The organism is Gordonia sp. IEGM753 (genome assembly GCF_050321825.1).
Lineage (GTDB): Bacteria > Pseudomonadota > Gammaproteobacteria > Pseudomonadales > Pseudomonadaceae > Aquipseudomonas.
On the sequence record NZ_JBNQGB010000001.1, the window covers coordinates 2,583,556 to 2,598,470 of the forward strand.

Sequence of the window (14,915 nt, forward strand, 5' to 3'; positions counted from 1 at the left end):
GTTCAGCCCTCCTTCAAGGCGCCATCGAACGCGGGTGTCAGCCCAGACATCTCAAGCTTGCGCACAAACTCGCCGAGACGCTGTTGCTTGTAGGCGTCTACGTCGACTTCGCGGTAGTCGTAGAAGCCCTTTCCATCGCGCAGGCCATTGCGCCCGTTTTGCATGTTGTCGGCGATGACCTGCGGCGTTTCGAAACGCGGCGACAGCGCGCCACTCAGGTAGCGCGAGGCGTAGTAGAGGATGTCGCCTCCGCCCCAGTCGATGAACTCCAGCAGGCCCAACACCGAGAACCGCAGGCCAAAGCCAACACGCACGGCGGTGTCGATGTCTTCTGCGCTGGCAACGCCCTCCTCTACCATTCGCGCGGCTTCGTTCATCGCCAGCGCCTGGATGCGCGGCACGATATAGCCAGCCACCGGATTGCACACCACCGGGACCTTGCCGATGCGCTTGAGCAGTTGCAGCAGGCGCTCGACCACTTGCGGACAGGTCGCTTCGCTGCGGCTGACTTCCACCAGCGGCATCAAGTGCGCCGGATTCAGCCAGTGTGCGTTCACGAAGCGCTTGGGTTCACTGACCATCTCGGCTAACTCGGTGACTAAAAAAGTCGAGGTAGTCGACGCGATAATGGTCGACGCCGAAACATGCTCGCTGACCCAGGCGAAGGTCTCCTGCTTGACCGCGATGACTTCCGGCACGGCTTCGAATATCAGGTCGCACCCGCGCAACGTCACCGCTGCCTGGGATTTGGCCTGCAGGGTCAACCGCGATATCGCGATGTCTGCCTGATCTGGCTGGAGCAAGCCGAGGCGGACCAACATCTGCAGTTCGCTGCGAATATTGTTGCGCACGCGGTCGAAATATTGATGCCGATCGGCTTCTGCGCGGTCCTTGATATCAATCAGGGTGACGGGTAAACCCGCGTGGATGAACGCCAGCACAATGCCCTCGCCCATCCGGCCGGCGCCGACCACGCTGATCTGCGGCAGCGCAGCGTTCATCAGTTAAAGCCCTCGGTCAGGAGTTGCGTCATCTGCGCCCGATCAAGCGTGGCAAGGCCGAGGTTTTCCAGGGTGCGGCCTTCAGCATAAAGGTCACGCGCAGCCACCACCGAGGCAATGCTCAGCAGGCCTTGCGCTACCGGCGTCGGCACACCGGCCCAGCGACCGACGGACACCAGGAAGGACAGGCCCAAACGGGTGTCTTCGAGCATGTAGCGATGCGTTTGCAGATCGATGTCTTCGCGCCAGTCGCCGCTGTCGGTCAACTTGCCGTGAGCACCGCGACCGTACATCCACTCCTCGCCTTCGGTGGTGTTGTAGTGATCGCTCAGCGGAAAATGCGGCGCGCCGTAGGTCAGGCTTTCACGTACCGCCATGCGCTCGGCATCCAGTTGATTGGTCACGCGGCGAATCGCGGGCTGGGTGCCCTCATTGTGAATGTCCCAGGATTCGAAATGCTCCAGGGGACCGGCGTTCATCATGATCAACGGCGGGTGAATGATCGGGCCGGCGTTCATCAGCGCACCGCTCAAGGCATCTTCGATCGGCTCGACACTCGGGTAGGCCTCGCGCAGCACAGCGAAAGCGTGTTCGCAAAGATTGCTGGGGAATACGCCGGTCGGCAAACGCGTGGCGTAACCGCTGATTACCAGGTCGCTGGCGCCGTGTTTGCGCACCAGATACGGCAGCGTACCCGTTTCAGCGAAGGCGACCTTGCTCGGGTTGCCCGCATCGGCCATGGCTTTGGCGAACACATAACTGCCGAAGGTACCCGGTGGCAGGAATACCACCTGACCGTCATGCAAATGCGGCGCAACGTGCCTGGCCAGGTCTTCGTGGGAAGTCGAGGGCAACGGGATGATGACCAATTGTGCATCGCCCAGCGCCTCGCGCAGGTCGTCGGTCAGCGACAGGTTGTCGCCCGGCTGGCCGACTGACAATTGGCGTGTGCCCCGATAGTCTTTGATGGTCAGGCTGCCGATGGCCAGCAGTTCCTTGAGCGCTGCACTGTCACGACGCCACAGGCGGGTTTGATGCCCCATTTCAGCCATTTCGACAGCAGCGGCGTAACAGCCGTGACCGCCACCCAGCACGGTAATTTTCATGCAGATGCTCCTCTTGTAAGAGACTCGATGCTATCGAGCTGCACCACCATGAACTTATCCGATTGCGCAAACGACTTACCGATTGCGCAGAAGTATCAGTGCTTTTGCCGGCGCAGGGTGTCGGACGGCAGGCAGCCGTAGCGTTGCCGGTAGGCGCTGGAAAAATGCCCGAAGCTGTTGATGCCATGACGCAACAGGATGTCCGTCACCGTTTCACCGGCCCGGGCCTGCTTCAACGATTCGTGGATCACCGCCAGACGACGGTCGCGGATGTACTCCACCGGCGCCTGCTGCAGAAACTGGTTGAAGCCGTTCTGCAAGGTGCGCACCGAGACGCTACAGAGTTCGCTCAAAGTCGCCAGGCTGATCGGTTCGTCGAGGTGCGCCTCGATGTAGTCCCGGGCCTTTTTCACGTGATGCGGCAGCGGCGCGCGGGAGTCGATCAAAAGATCGGCGGAATAGTTGTGCGGCAACTGCGTGAGCAGCAATTGCATCAGGTAATCGGACAGGCTGTTGGCGATATTCGAACCGTCGACACCGCTGCCGTATAACCGGCAGATATAGTCCAGCGTGTGATAGAGACTGACGACACCGGCGCCCAAGTGGTCGACCTTGACGTCGAAGATCACCGATTTGCGCAGGCTGCGCCCCAGCAGGCGTTGCAGTTGGGTCTCCAGGGCATCGCGGTCGACACGCAGGATCAGGTTGCGACATTGGCCGTCGGTAATGATGCTGCTTTGAGCGAACGGCGACGAAACGCTGAGGTAGCCCGACTGCATCGCAGCGCTGCGCCGGCCATGGGCCACCTCGCAATGCCCTTGCAAGGTAATGCGAAACAGGTACTGATCGGCAATGTCGCCAATGGTGATTTTTACCGGTGCGCCGTAGCACAGGTCGAGCAACGCCGAATCGCCGAAAAACACACCATTGAGCCGAGTGTGAATGGGCTCGTCACGCAGCACGTTGAAGCTGTGCGGGCACAGGTAATGGCTGACCTTGTCCTGAATCTCACGATAATCGGCGGAGCTGAGCAGGCTGTGTTTTTCCAGCAAATGGACGTCATTCAACATCAAGGGCTCTCCTGATCTGAAGCACCTCGGCCCCGCTCCATCGAAATCGGAGCGAGGCCGGGGCGCCGAACCTGCACATCGTATATCAAGCCTGGGTCGGGTACTCACGGGCATAACTTTCCCGGAAACGGCGGCAACCCTGCCATAACAGCAGCACCGTCAACGCCGATGCAGCACAGATCACCAGCGACATCGATGAACCCACCGCCGCCGGCGAACCGAAGTAACGGTCGGTCAACAGTGCAACCAGCGTGGTGCCCAAACCCAGTCCCAGCAGGTTACTGATCAGCAGGAACATGGCCGAGACCTGAGCACGCACCTGATTCGGCGCGAGGATCTGCATCGCGGCCGTAGACGCCGGCATCGGGAACGAGGCAAAAAACATCGCCGGTACCAACAGAGTCACCGACAGCCACAGTTGATCGACTTGCGCGAACATCACGGCCGGCACCGCCATGCCGAGGGCGCCGATTACACCGGTGCGCATCGCCGCATCCTGATGCCCGCGCTTGGCCAACAAGTCTGTAAGCCAGCCACCGAACAACACGCCGGTGGTATTGGCCAGCAACATGACAGTGCCGAGCATGTAGCCCGCCTCTACCGGGGTCATGCCGAACTTGCGGATGTACAGTGCCGGGCTCCAGCTCATCATGCAGAACAGGGCCATGGCGTAGAACGAAAAGCCCAGGTAATGGCAGGTGAAAGTGGCGCGGTGACGGCCGAGAAAACGCCAGCCATCGCTCAGAGCAACCTTCTTCGGTCGCCCCTGCGCATCGACCTGCAAGCCTTTGCGCGCCGGGTCGCGCACCGTCAGCCAAATCAGCAAGCCGACCAGAATACCGGGCAAGCCGACAATGAAAAACGCCAGTTGCCAGGCTTTCATGGCGCCGAGAACGGCGACCTCGATGGTGTTCATGTCCTTGAGCAGCGCAATCACGTAGCCGCCCACCAGGAATGCCAACCCGCCTCCGACGAACGAGCCGATCGAGTAGATGCCCACTGCGCGGCCGAGCTTCTCCTTGGGGAACATGTCGCTGAACATCGAATAGGCCGAAGGCGACAAGGCTGCTTCACCGACGCCCACGCCAATTCGGGCAAGGAACATGTGCAGGAAGTTCTTGCTCAAGCCGCACGCGGCAGTCGTCAGGCTCCAGAACACCACGCCGATGGCGATGATTTTTGGCCGGGAAAAGCGGTCGGCCAAATAGGCGATGGGCATGCCCATGAACGCGTAGAACAATGAAAAGGCCAGCCCGTGCAGCAAGCTGAACTGAGTATCGCTGATCTGCAGGTCGGCTTTGATCGGTTCGATCATCAGCGCGAGGATTTGCCTGTCCACAAATGAAAAAATGTAGGCAACCATGCACAACCCCACCACGTACCACTCGTAGAGGTAGGTCTTTTTCTGCTGCAAAACCGCGTTATCAACCTGGATATTCAAGAGTGCTTGCTCCTTTTGTAAAACCGGGTGGCAGGCGGGATACAAAGGATGAGGGGTTTGAGCATGAGCCTTCCTATAGCAAGGTCTTGTTTTTGGATGCGCCTAACCTAGCCATTGCCTGGCCCGGCGACCTCCCCGATTGCGCAGTCGATTCTCCAATTGCGCAGTGCGATGCGGGCAATCGTGAGAAAGCGGCTGGCATCGTAATCGACACGCAAAATCTGAGCCTGGCGTACCGGCGATGGCGATTTCTCGGGCGTCATCACCGGCAAGCCGGTTTCCTACAGGATGGTATTCACACCGTTGAAATGTCTGCGGCTCACAGAGATGTAGGAGCCCGGCGTGCTGGTGATGGCGGTTTCAATGACGTCATCGCTGGCGAGCATGTCTGCTACACGGATCGTGGTCGGCGCAGCTACAATCATGTCGTAAGCTCAACCCAACAGCTGGCAACCCCTTCGGAGTCTCGTGAGCAGCAGGGCAAGAGGCATCTTCCGCTCGTTGAAAAACCGCAACTACCGCATCTGGGCGGTCGGCGCGCTGATCTCCAATGTCGGCACATGGATGCAACGCACGGCTCAGGACTGGTTGGTGCTGACCCAACTCACACCGCACAACGCTGCGGCAGTGGGTACGGTCATGGCGCTTCAGTTCGGGCCACAACTCTTGCTACTGCCCTGGACCGGTTTCGCGGCTGATCACTACAACCAGCGCAAGCTTTTGATGGTGACGCAAGGGGTGATGGGCGTGCTGGCGTTAGCGCTGGGAATCCTTACCCTCACCGGCATCGTCCAGCTCTGGCAAGTGTATGTGTTCGCCTTCCTGTCCGGCAGCGCATCAGCCTTCGACGCGCCCGTGCGGCAAATATTCGTGGCAGAACTGGTGGGTGAGGCGGACCTGTCAAACGCTATCGCGCTTAACTCGACCTCGTTCAACACGGCACGAATGATAGGCCCCGCAGTCGCCGGCCTGACGATCGCGTCGGTGGGCACTGGCTGGGCATTCCTGCTCAATGGCGTCAGTTTTTTCGCGGTGCTGGCCTCGTTATTCGCGCTGCGGGTTTCGGGTTTGCAGATGAACAGGCGGGCACACAAAGCCAAGGGCAGCCTCACCGAGGGCTTGCGTTACGTGTGGGCCCGACCGGACCTGAAGGCGATTCTGGTCATGCTGTTTTTGATCGGTACGTTTGGTATGAACTTCCCGATCTTCATTTCAACCATGGCCACCCGGGTTTTTGATACCGATGCTCGCGGCTATGGCCTGTTGTCGTCAGTTCTGGCCATCGGCACCGTCGGCGGCGCGCTGCTCGCCGCCGGACGTGATCGACCACGGTTCAAGTCCCTGTTGATTGGCGCCATGGTTTTCGGGGTGGGCTGCACGCTTGCCGCCCTCGCCCCCAACTACTGGCTATTCGCGGCTGCGCTGGTGGTTATTGGCGTGGGCGCATTGACCTTCAGCAACACCTCCAACAGTTTGATGCAGCTCTCAACCGCACCTGCCATGCGCGGACGGGTGATGGCGTTGCGCGTAGGCATCGCCCTCGGAGGCACGCCCATCGGCGCGCCGATAGTGGGTTGGGTGGCCGACCATCTCGGCCCTCGCTGGGCACTCGCGGTGGGTGCGGCATCGGGGGTCATTGCCGCAGGCGTTGGCCTCTACACCATGACACGCCAATTGCATCGGCCCCGGCAGGAAACATCTGCCGAGGGGGATAGCGCAATCGTGAAGCCGCCGAGCCAATAGACTGCCAGGCCAACAAGGGCCTGGCATTACCGGAGGTGATCAGCCGCGGGGTTGAAAAGCGGCCCGTGCCGTGTGCAGTTTTTTGTAGCTGTCGATCAGGCGCAGATGCCGGTCGAGACCTTCAAGTTTCAGGCTGGTAGGCGTCAAACCGTGGAAGCGTACAGTGCCCTCCACCGATCCGATGGCCGCATCGGTGCGCTCGGCGCCAAACATCCGACGGAAATTGGCCTCGTAGTCTTGCAGCTCCAGGTCTTCGTCCAGTTTCATCTCCAACACCACATTGACGGCTTGGTAGAACAAGCCACGCTCAACCGTGTTGTCGTTGTACTGCAGGAACATTTCGACTGCCTCTTTCGCCTCTTCAAATTGCTGGAGAGCGAGATAAATCAGCAGTTTCAACTCCAGAATCGTCAGCTGACCCCACGCCGTATTGTCGTCAAATTCGATGCCGATCAACGAGGTGATGTCGGTGTAGTCGTCCAGCTCACTTTCCACCAGACGCTCAACCAGCGCTTGCAGTTCGTCATCGTCCAGGCGATGCAGGTTCAGAATATCGGCTCGGAAGAATAGCGCTTTGTTGGTGTTATCCCAGATCAGATCATCTGCGGGATAAATCTCCGAATAGTCCGGCACCAGGATGCGGCAGGCCTTGGCGCCGATATGCTCGTAGACAGCCATGTACACTTCCTTGCCCATGCCTTCGAGAATGCCGAACAGGGTCGCGGCTTCCTCGGCATTCGAGTTTTCACCCTGGCCGGAGAAGTCCCACTCGACGAATTCGTAATCCGATTTGGCACTGAAGAAGCGCCACGACACCACACCGCTGGAGTCGATGAAATGCTCGACAAAGTTGTTCGGCTCAGTCACCGCATGGCCTTCGAACGTCGGCTGAGGCAGGTCGTTAAGGCCTTCGAAACTGCGGCCTTGAAGCAATTCGGTCAGGCTGCGTTCCAGCGCCACTTCCAGGCTCGGGTGCGCGCCGAACGAGGCGAACACACCCCCAGTACGCGGGTTCATCAAGGTGACGCACATCACCGGGAATTCACCACCCAACGATGCATCCTTCACCAGCACCGGAAAACCCTGCTCTTCCAGTGCCTGAATACCGGCGAGTATCCCGGGGTACTTTGCCAACACCTCGGCCGGCACATCCGGCAGGGCGAATTCTCCTTCGATGATTTCGCGTTTTACCGCGCGCTCGAAGATCTCCGACAGGCACTGCACCTGCGCTTCAGCCAGCGTGTTGCCGGCACTCATGCCGTTACTGAGGAACAGGTTCTCGATCAGGTTGGACGGGAAGTACACCACCTCGCCGTCCGACTGGCGCACGTACGGCAGCGAGCAGATACCGCGCTCTTCGTTGCCCGAGTTGGTATCAATCAGGTGCGAGCCACGCAGCTCGCCGTCGCGGTTGTAAATCTTCAGGCAGTATTCGTCGAGGATTTCGGTCGGCAGCGCATCTTTGCGGCCAGGCTTGAACCAACGTTCGTCGGGGTAATGCACAAATTCTGCGTTGGCAATGTCTTCCCCCCAGAACTGATCGTTGTAGAAGAAATTGCAATTGAGTCGCTCGATGAACTCGCCCAGCGCTGACGCCAACGCACCTTCCTTGGTCGCGCCCTTGCCGTTGGTAAAACACATCGGCGAATGCGCATCGCGAATGTGCAACGACCAGACATTGGGCACGATATTGCGCCACGACGCGATTTCAATCTTCATGCCCAGGCCAGCCAGGATGGCCGACATATTGGCGATGGTTTGCTCCAGCGGCAGGTCCTTGCCCGCAATATAGGTGCCCGCCTGCGACACCGAATTTGGCATCAGCAACGCCTGGGCATCGGCGTCCAGATTCTCCACTTCTTCAATCACAAACTCAGGCCCGGCCTGCACGACTTTTTTCACGGTGCAACGATCGATCGAGCGCAAGATGCCCTGGCGATCCTTGGCAGAGATATCGGCCGGCAACTCGACCTGAATCTTGAAAATCTGGTTGTAGCGATTTTCCGGATCAACAATGTTGTTTTGCGAGAGGCGAATATTTTCAGTGGGGATATTACGAGTCTCGCAGTACAACTTCACAAAATAAGCCGCACACAAAGCCGATGAAGCCAGGAAATAGTCGAACGGACCGGGGGCCGAACCATCGCCCTTGTAACGAATAGGCTGATCGGCCACCACAGTGAAGTCATCAAACTTGGCTTCAAGCCGAAGGTTGTCGAGAAAGTTGACCTTGATTTCCATGCGGTTTTACCAAAATAACGTAATAAATTGGCGGCTATTATCCGATGTTTCGGCCGAAAGTCTTGTGCTTTCAGCCATGGCCGCTGGCCGGTACTTGCGAGCTCGCGGATGTTTCGCCGCAAATGAAAAAAACCGGAGCACAGTGAAGTGCTCCGGTTGCAGGGGTGCGGGTACAGCGTTAAGCCAGTTCTTTACGCAACTGACGGGCCGCGTTGACCATGTGCACCAGCGCCGCTTCGGTTTCTGGCCAGCCACGGGTTTTGAGGCCGCAATCCGGGTTCACCCACAGCCGCTCGGCCGGGATTCGCTTGGCAGCCTTACGCAGCAGGTTGGCCATTTCCGAAGCGTCCGGCACGCGTGGCGAGTGAATGTCATAGACGCCCGGACCAATATCGTTCGGGTAGTCAAACGCTTCAAAGGCGTCGAGCAATTCCATGTCCGAACGCGAGGTTTCGATGGTAATCACATCGGCGTCCATGTCCGCGATGGACTTGATGACGTCATTGAACTCGCTGTAGCACATGTGAGTATGGATCTGCGTTTCGTCACGCACGCCGCTGGCTGTCAGACGGAAGGCTTGCACTGCCCAGTCCAGGTATTCCTGCCACTGCGCCTGACGCAACGGCAGGCCTTCGCGGAATGCAGCCTCGTCGATCTGTACGATCTGGATGCCAGCGGTTTCCAGGTCGACCACTTCGTCGCGCAGGGCGAGGGCCAATTGTTGGGCCTGCACTTTGCGCGATACGTCCTCACGCGGGAACGACCACATCAGCATGGTCACAGGCCCCGTCAGCATGCCTTTCATGACCTTGTCGGTCAGGCCTTGAGCGTAGCGGATCCACTCCACGGTCATGGCTTTCGGACGACTCAGGTCACCGAAAATCACCGCCGGTTTAACGCAACGCGAACCGTAGCTCTGGACCCAACCGAAACGGCTGAACACATAGCCATCGAGTTGCTCGGCGAAGTACTCGACCATGTCGTTACGCTCGGCTTCACCGTGCACCAGCACGTCCAGGCCCAGGCGTTCCTGTACGAGAACCGCATGCCGGATTTCACTTTGCATGGCTTCGGTGTATTCAGCCTCGGTCAGTTTGTTCTGCTTGAACGATTGACGAGCGAGACGGATAGATGCGGTCTGCGGGAATGAGCCAATAGTGGTGGTTGGGAACAATGGCAGGTTCAAACGGGAGCGCTGTTTCTCGATACGCCGGGCAAACAGCGAGTGACGCTGACTGTCCTCGGCAGTGATCGCGGCAACACGCGCCTGCACCGCCGGTTTGTGAATGCGTGGCGAGGCGGCGCGGCTGGCCTGCACGGCGCGGCTTTGCTTGAGCGCTTCGAGCACTTTGGGCGCTTCAGGTTCGTTGACGGCCTGAGCCAGCACGGCCACTTCCTCGCACTTTTGCACGGCAAACGCCAGCCAGCTTTTTAGCTCAGTATCGAGCTTGTCTTCGCGATCCAGATCGACCGGGCTGTGCAGCAACGAGCAGGAAGGCGCGACCCACAGACGATCACCCAAACGCTCGTTGGCGTGTTGCAGGGTAGCCAAGGCTTTTTCCAGATCGCAACGCCAGACGTTACGACCGTTAACCACACCCAGCGACAGCACTTTGTAGGCTGGCAGACGATCCAGAATGGTCGGGTACTGGTCTGGCGCACGCACCAGATCAATGTGCAAACCGTCCACCGGCAGGTTGGCTGCCAGGCCCAGGTTTTCCTCCAGGCCACCGAAGTACGTGGCGACCAGTTTTTTCAACGGGTCGCGCTGAATCTGGTTATAGGCGCGCTCAAACGCGGTTTTCCATTCTTGCGGCAGGTCGAGCACCAGAATCGGCTCGTCGATTTGTACCCACTCAACACCTTGCTCCGCCAGGCGCTGGAAGATCTGACCGTACAGTGGCAGCAAGCGATCCAGCAGATCGAGCTTGTTGAAATCACCACCCTTGGCCTTGCCCAGCCACAGATAAGTCAGCGGACCGATGATCACCGGCTTCACGTTATGACCGAGTTCACGGGCTTCTGCGACTTCTTCGAACAGTTGATCCCAGCCGAGCTGGAACTGCTGATCGGCACTGAATTCGGGTACCAGGTAGTGGTAGTTGGTGTCGAACCACTTGGTCATTTCCTGGGCGTGTGCCCCGCCACAGCAACTGTCGCTGACACCACGCGCCATGCCGAACAAGGTCTGCAGAGTCGCCTTGCCATCGTGTGGACGAAAACGCTCAGGGATCACACCGAACATCAACGAATGGGTCAGAACCTGGTCGTACCAAGCGAAGTCGCCCACCGGCAACAGCTCAATCCCGGCCTTCTTCTGCAACTCCCAGTGGGTCTTGCGCAAGTCACGGCCGACGGCACGCAGGCCGGCTTCATTCAGCTCGCCTTTCCAGAACGCCTCTTGTGCTTTTTTCAGCTCACGGTCGCGACCAATGCGCGGAAATCCAAGGGAATGGGCCACAGCCATGTCAGAAAACTCCAATGTGTTTGATGGCCGCTATTGTCGATAAAGGAGCGCGAGTGAGACAAACTCATTTTAATCTTGATGATCACAAGTTCTCCTCATGATCATAGGCTTGGTATTCACGAGGCAATAGAGGCGCAAGAAGCGGTGGTTTTTACGCCAAGGTGCAACCAAGGCGTTGCTTGCCTGGGACCCATTACCAAAATCGAAAGCTGCCTGACGCAAAACCGCATGGGTGCCGTGGGACGCGAGTTAATTCAATCTCAACTCATCGTCGAAAAGTGACTGGCCTTCAATGCCTTCAGAAAGGTGTACGAAGCGTGATTGAGTGAGTCTTTGGGCGGCGTGATCACGCTCACCGTGCGCATGATTCGCTTGTCTTCCAGGGATAGGAAACTCAGCTGGGCACTGTTCGCCGATCGGCTGAGCAACTCGGGTAACAGGGTGACGCCCATGCCTTGCGCAACGAGGGCCAAGAGCGAGGTGGTATTACGCACACTCAGCGTGGATTGGTCCCTGATGTGACGAAATTCAGCAGCATTGATCGCCGAGCCCATGCCGCTGTTGATGAACGTCTGGCCCTCCAGATCGCTCCAGCGCAACGGGCGATCCAGTTCACACAGCGGATTACTGGCTGCGCACACGACGCAAAATGCATCCGAAAACAGGAAATCCTGAGTGAGGTTCGGAATACTCGCCGGCACCGTCGCGATGCCGATGTCCACTTCTGCGTTCAAGACTGCCTGCACCACCCTTTCAGAATCCATGTCGCGGATATCAAGGTGAAATTGCGGGTGCTCTTCATGAAATTGTTTGAGCAACGGCGGCAACAGCGTGATTGCGAAGGATGGCACGGCAGCAACGCGCACCAGCCCCGTTTCAGCCTTGGCGTAAGTCTTGATGGTGCTGATGGTGCGCTCGAAATGCGTCAACTCGCGTTGTGCTTCCTGCAACACAAACCTTCCCAACGGGCTCAGTTGGTTCTTGCGCTCACCTTCAAACAGCGCGCCTCCCAACTCCTCCTCCAATTGCTTCAACGAGAGTGAAACGGCGGCTGGCGTTCGGTGTACTCGCTGTGCGGCCTGAGTGAGGTTCTGGCTGGTGGCAACGGCCACGAAGAACTGCAAATTGGTGATTTTTATGGTCATGGCTGTCAGTCCGCGGGCAGAGGCTCGGCTTAAATAATACTTAAGGAAGCTTAAGATTTACTAGATTTACTTAACCTGTGGCTTGCTCATAATCACCTCAGAGCACGTAAAGGCAATGCCTTATTTCGGCATGCCGTTCAGGAGGATTTCATGAAGCACAGCAATTCGAACTACATCGCCGGTGAATGGCTGACAGGCGTCAGTGAAGTCGAGAACCGCAACCCGTCGGACACCCGCGAACTGATCGGTCTGTACGCTCAAGCTTCCTCGGCGCAATTGGAATCAGCTATCGAGGCGGCAACGCATGCCCAGAAACTGTGGGCGCGTACCGGTATCGAGCAACGCTACAAAGTGTTGATGGCGATTGGTCAGGAACTGATGAACCGCTCGGGCGAAATTGGCCTGATGCTGTCTCGTGAAGAAGGCAAACCTCAGGCCGAAGGCGTTGGCGAGGTTTACCGGGCCGGCCAGTTCTTCACCTACTACGCAGCAGAAACCCTGCGTCAGTTGGGTGACACCGCGGATTCGGTGCGTGACGGCGTTGAAATCGACGTGCGCCGCGAACCGATAGGCGTGGTCGCGATCATCTCGCCGTGGAATTTCCCGATGGCCACAGCCTGCTGGAAGATTGCCCCGGCGCTGGCCTTCGGCAATGCCGTGGTCTGGAAACCGGCCAACCTGACCCCCGCATGCGCGGTCATTCTCAGCGAAATAATATCCCGCCAGGACATCCCCAAAGGCCTGTTCAACCTGGTGATGGGAGCCGGTGCCGCCATCGGCCAGGCGCTCATTGAACACCCCGGCATCAGCGCCATCTCGTTTACCGGATCGGTCGAGGTTGGCAAAGGTATTGCCGTTGCAGCAGTGGCCAACCTGACCAAGGTGCAACTGGAAATGGGCTCCAAAAACGCGCTCGCGGTCATGGACGACGCCGACCTGGACCTGGCAGTGGCCTGCGCGGTGAACGGCGCCTTTGGCGGCACCGGCCAAAAATGCACCGCCTCCTCCCGGCTGATCGTGCATGAAAGCATTCATGACGCCTTCGTCGAAAAACTTGTCGCCGCCACTCAGGCGCTGAAAGTCGGCCACGCGCTGGAAGCTGGCACGCAAATCGGTCCGGTTGCCAGCGCCTCGCAACTGGCGTCCAACCTGGCTTATGTCGAGCTCGGCCGACAAGAAGGCGCTGAGCTGGTAACCGGTGGCAATCGCCTCGAACTGGCGACCCCTGGCCACTTCATGGCACCAGCACTGTTCGTCGGCACGCACAACGCCATGCGCGTCAACCGCGAGGAACTGTTCGCGCCGATTGCCTGCGTGATCAAGGCCGGCAGTTATGACGAAGCACTGTCGCTGGTGAATGACACGCGTTTTGGCCTGACTGCCGGGATCATGACCCGCTCGCTGGCCCGAGCCAGCCATTTTCGGCGCAATGCACGTGTGGGCTGCGTGATGGTCAACCTGCCCACCGCCGGCACCGACTACCACGTTCCATTCGGTGGCCGTGGAGACTCAAGCTATGGCCCTCGCGAACAGGGGCGTTCGGCGGTCGAGTTCTACACCCACGTGAAAACCGGCTATATCGCAGCAGGTGCCCCGCTATGAGTTCAGTCGCTCAATTCAATGCGCGCGGCCCCTACGTAGACTGCATGCAATACGGCAACTGGTCCGAGAAGATCTTTATGCAGATGCGCGCAGGTGGCGTCGATGCCGTGCATGTCACCATTGCCTACCACGAAACCTTTCGCGAAATGGTCGCCAACATCGAGGCCTGGAACCTGTTGTTCCAACGCTTCCCCCACCTGATTTTTCACGGCAAGTGGGCCAGCGACATTGCGTTGGCACGGCAGACCGGCCGCACCGCGATCTTCTTTGGTTTCCAGAACCCTTCGCCCATCGAAGACGACATCGGGCTGGTTGAAGTCGTGCATACACTGGGCGCTCGCTTCATGCAGCTCACTTACAACAACCAGTCGTTGCTGGCGACCGGATGTTATGAAAAAGAAGACACCGGCCTGACCCGTATGGGCCGCGAAGTGGTCCGTGAGATGAACCGCGTCGGCCTGGTGGTGGACATGTCGCACTCCTCCGACCGCTCCACGCTGGAAGCCATCGAGCATTCACAGCGACCGATTGCAATCACGCATGCCAACCCCTCGTTCTGGCACCCGGCCTTGCGCAACAAGTCTGACGAAGTGCTGAAAGCGCTGGGCCAAAGCGGCGGCATGTTCGGTTTTTCCATGTACCCCCATCATCTCAAAGACAAGAGCGCCTGCACCCTGCAGAGCTTTTGCGAGATGGTCGCGCGCACCGCCGACCTCGTGGGTATCGACCACTTGGGTCTGGGTTCCGACCTTTGCCAGGACCAGCCCAACAGCGTCGTGGAATGGATGCGGGTCGGACGCTGGACCAAGGAAATCGACTACGGCGAAGGCTCTGCCGCACAACCCGGATTCCCTGAGCAACCGACCTGGTTCCGTGACAACCGGGATTTCCAGAACATCGAATCGGGGTTGCGCGCCACAGGCTTTGCCAGCGCCGACATAACGGCCGTGATGGGCGGCAACTGGCTGAAATTTTTCGAGTCCAGTTTTGTACCGGACGCGGCACGGAACGGCGTCACCGATCACCTTTCGGAGGTCGCTGTCGAGGTTGCACCCGCACGCCTGAACTCCAGCGTGTAAGACCTGAAAAGGGTCATCGC

11 protein-coding genes are annotated in these 14,915 nt (G+C 58.7%); 3 read left to right on the plus strand and 8 right to left on the minus strand.

Annotation, left to right across the window (positions count from 1 at the left end; all coding sequences use genetic code 11):
• Nucleotides 1–2 precede the first annotated feature (2 nt).
• The 5 genes from ACQR3R_RS11570 to ACQR3R_RS11590 all read right to left on the minus strand — a co-directional run bounded on the left by ACQR3R_RS11570 (nucleotide 3) and on the right by ACQR3R_RS11590 (nucleotide 5,043).
• Nucleotides 3–1,001 carry a 3-hydroxybutyryl-CoA dehydrogenase gene (locus ACQR3R_RS11570; RefSeq protein ID WP_428272291.1) on the minus strand — a complete coding sequence of 333 codons (999 nt, stop codon included), beginning with the start codon at nucleotides 999–1,001 and terminating at the stop codon, nucleotides 3–5.
• The gene (locus ACQR3R_RS11575; protein WP_428272292.1) at nucleotides 1,001–2,107 is read right to left on the minus strand and encodes an NAD/NADP octopine/nopaline dehydrogenase family protein; all 1,107 of its coding nucleotides are present in this window, start codon (nucleotides 2,105–2,107) and stop codon (nucleotides 1,001–1,003) included. The genes ACQR3R_RS11570 and ACQR3R_RS11575 overlap by 1 nt, the downstream gene beginning before the upstream one ends.
• Before the next feature lie 95 nt (nucleotides 2,108–2,202).
• A complete protein-coding gene (locus tag ACQR3R_RS11580; protein WP_428272293.1) occupies nucleotides 2,203–3,177 on the minus strand; it encodes an AraC-like ligand-binding domain-containing protein in 975 nt (324 codons plus the stop codon).
• An 85-nt stretch (nucleotides 3,178–3,262) separates the two neighbouring features.
• Nucleotides 3,263–4,618 carry an MFS transporter gene (locus ACQR3R_RS11585; protein ID WP_428272294.1) on the minus strand — a complete coding sequence of 452 codons (1,356 nt, stop codon included), beginning with the start codon at nucleotides 4,616–4,618 and terminating at the stop codon, nucleotides 3,263–3,265.
• 281 nt (nucleotides 4,619–4,899) lie between these two features.
• Nucleotides 4,900–5,043 carry a hypothetical protein gene (locus tag ACQR3R_RS11590; RefSeq protein ID WP_428272296.1) on the minus strand — a complete coding sequence of 48 codons (144 nt, stop codon included), beginning with the start codon at nucleotides 5,041–5,043 and terminating at the stop codon, nucleotides 4,900–4,902.
• Nucleotides 5,044–5,086: 43 nt separating this feature from the next.
• Here ACQR3R_RS11590 and ACQR3R_RS11595 point away from each other — a divergent pair, with 43 nt between their 5' ends.
• On the plus strand, nucleotides 5,087–6,361 hold the full coding sequence (locus ACQR3R_RS11595) for an MFS transporter (RefSeq protein WP_428272297.1): 1,275 nt from the start codon (nucleotides 5,087–5,089) through the stop codon (nucleotides 6,359–6,361).
• Nucleotides 6,362–6,400: 39 nt separating this feature from the next.
• Here the strand turns inward: ACQR3R_RS11595 and ACQR3R_RS11600 are convergent, their stop codons facing one another.
• The 3 genes from ACQR3R_RS11600 to ACQR3R_RS11610 form a co-directional block, all read right to left on the minus strand.
• Nucleotides 6,401–8,602 carry an OsmC domain/YcaO domain-containing protein gene (locus ACQR3R_RS11600; RefSeq protein WP_428272298.1) on the minus strand — a complete coding sequence of 734 codons (2,202 nt, stop codon included), beginning with the start codon at nucleotides 8,600–8,602 and terminating at the stop codon, nucleotides 6,401–6,403.
• Nucleotides 8,603–8,780: 178 nt separating this feature from the next.
• Complete coding sequence (gene metE / locus ACQR3R_RS11605; RefSeq protein ID WP_428272299.1) at nucleotides 8,781–11,069, minus strand: 5-methyltetrahydropteroyltriglutamate--homocysteine S-methyltransferase; 2,289 nt, start codon at nucleotides 11,067–11,069, stop codon at nucleotides 8,781–8,783.
• Between the two features lie 260 nt (nucleotides 11,070–11,329).
• A complete protein-coding gene (locus tag ACQR3R_RS11610) occupies nucleotides 11,330–12,214 on the minus strand; it encodes a LysR substrate-binding domain-containing protein (RefSeq protein WP_428272300.1) in 885 nt (294 codons plus the stop codon).
• A 150-nt stretch (nucleotides 12,215–12,364) separates the two neighbouring features.
• Here ACQR3R_RS11610 and ACQR3R_RS11615 point away from each other — a divergent pair, with 150 nt between their 5' ends.
• Nucleotides 12,365–13,816, plus strand: coding sequence for an aldehyde dehydrogenase family protein (locus ACQR3R_RS11615; RefSeq protein WP_428272301.1), 1,452 nt, complete (start codon nucleotides 12,365–12,367; stop codon nucleotides 13,814–13,816).
• The gene (locus tag ACQR3R_RS11620; RefSeq protein WP_428272302.1) at nucleotides 13,813–14,895 is read left to right on the plus strand and encodes a membrane dipeptidase; all 1,083 of its coding nucleotides are present in this window, start codon (nucleotides 13,813–13,815) and stop codon (nucleotides 14,893–14,895) included. The genes ACQR3R_RS11615 and ACQR3R_RS11620 overlap by 4 nt, the downstream gene beginning before the upstream one ends.
• The last annotated feature ends 20 nt before the right edge of the window (nucleotides 14,896–14,915 follow it).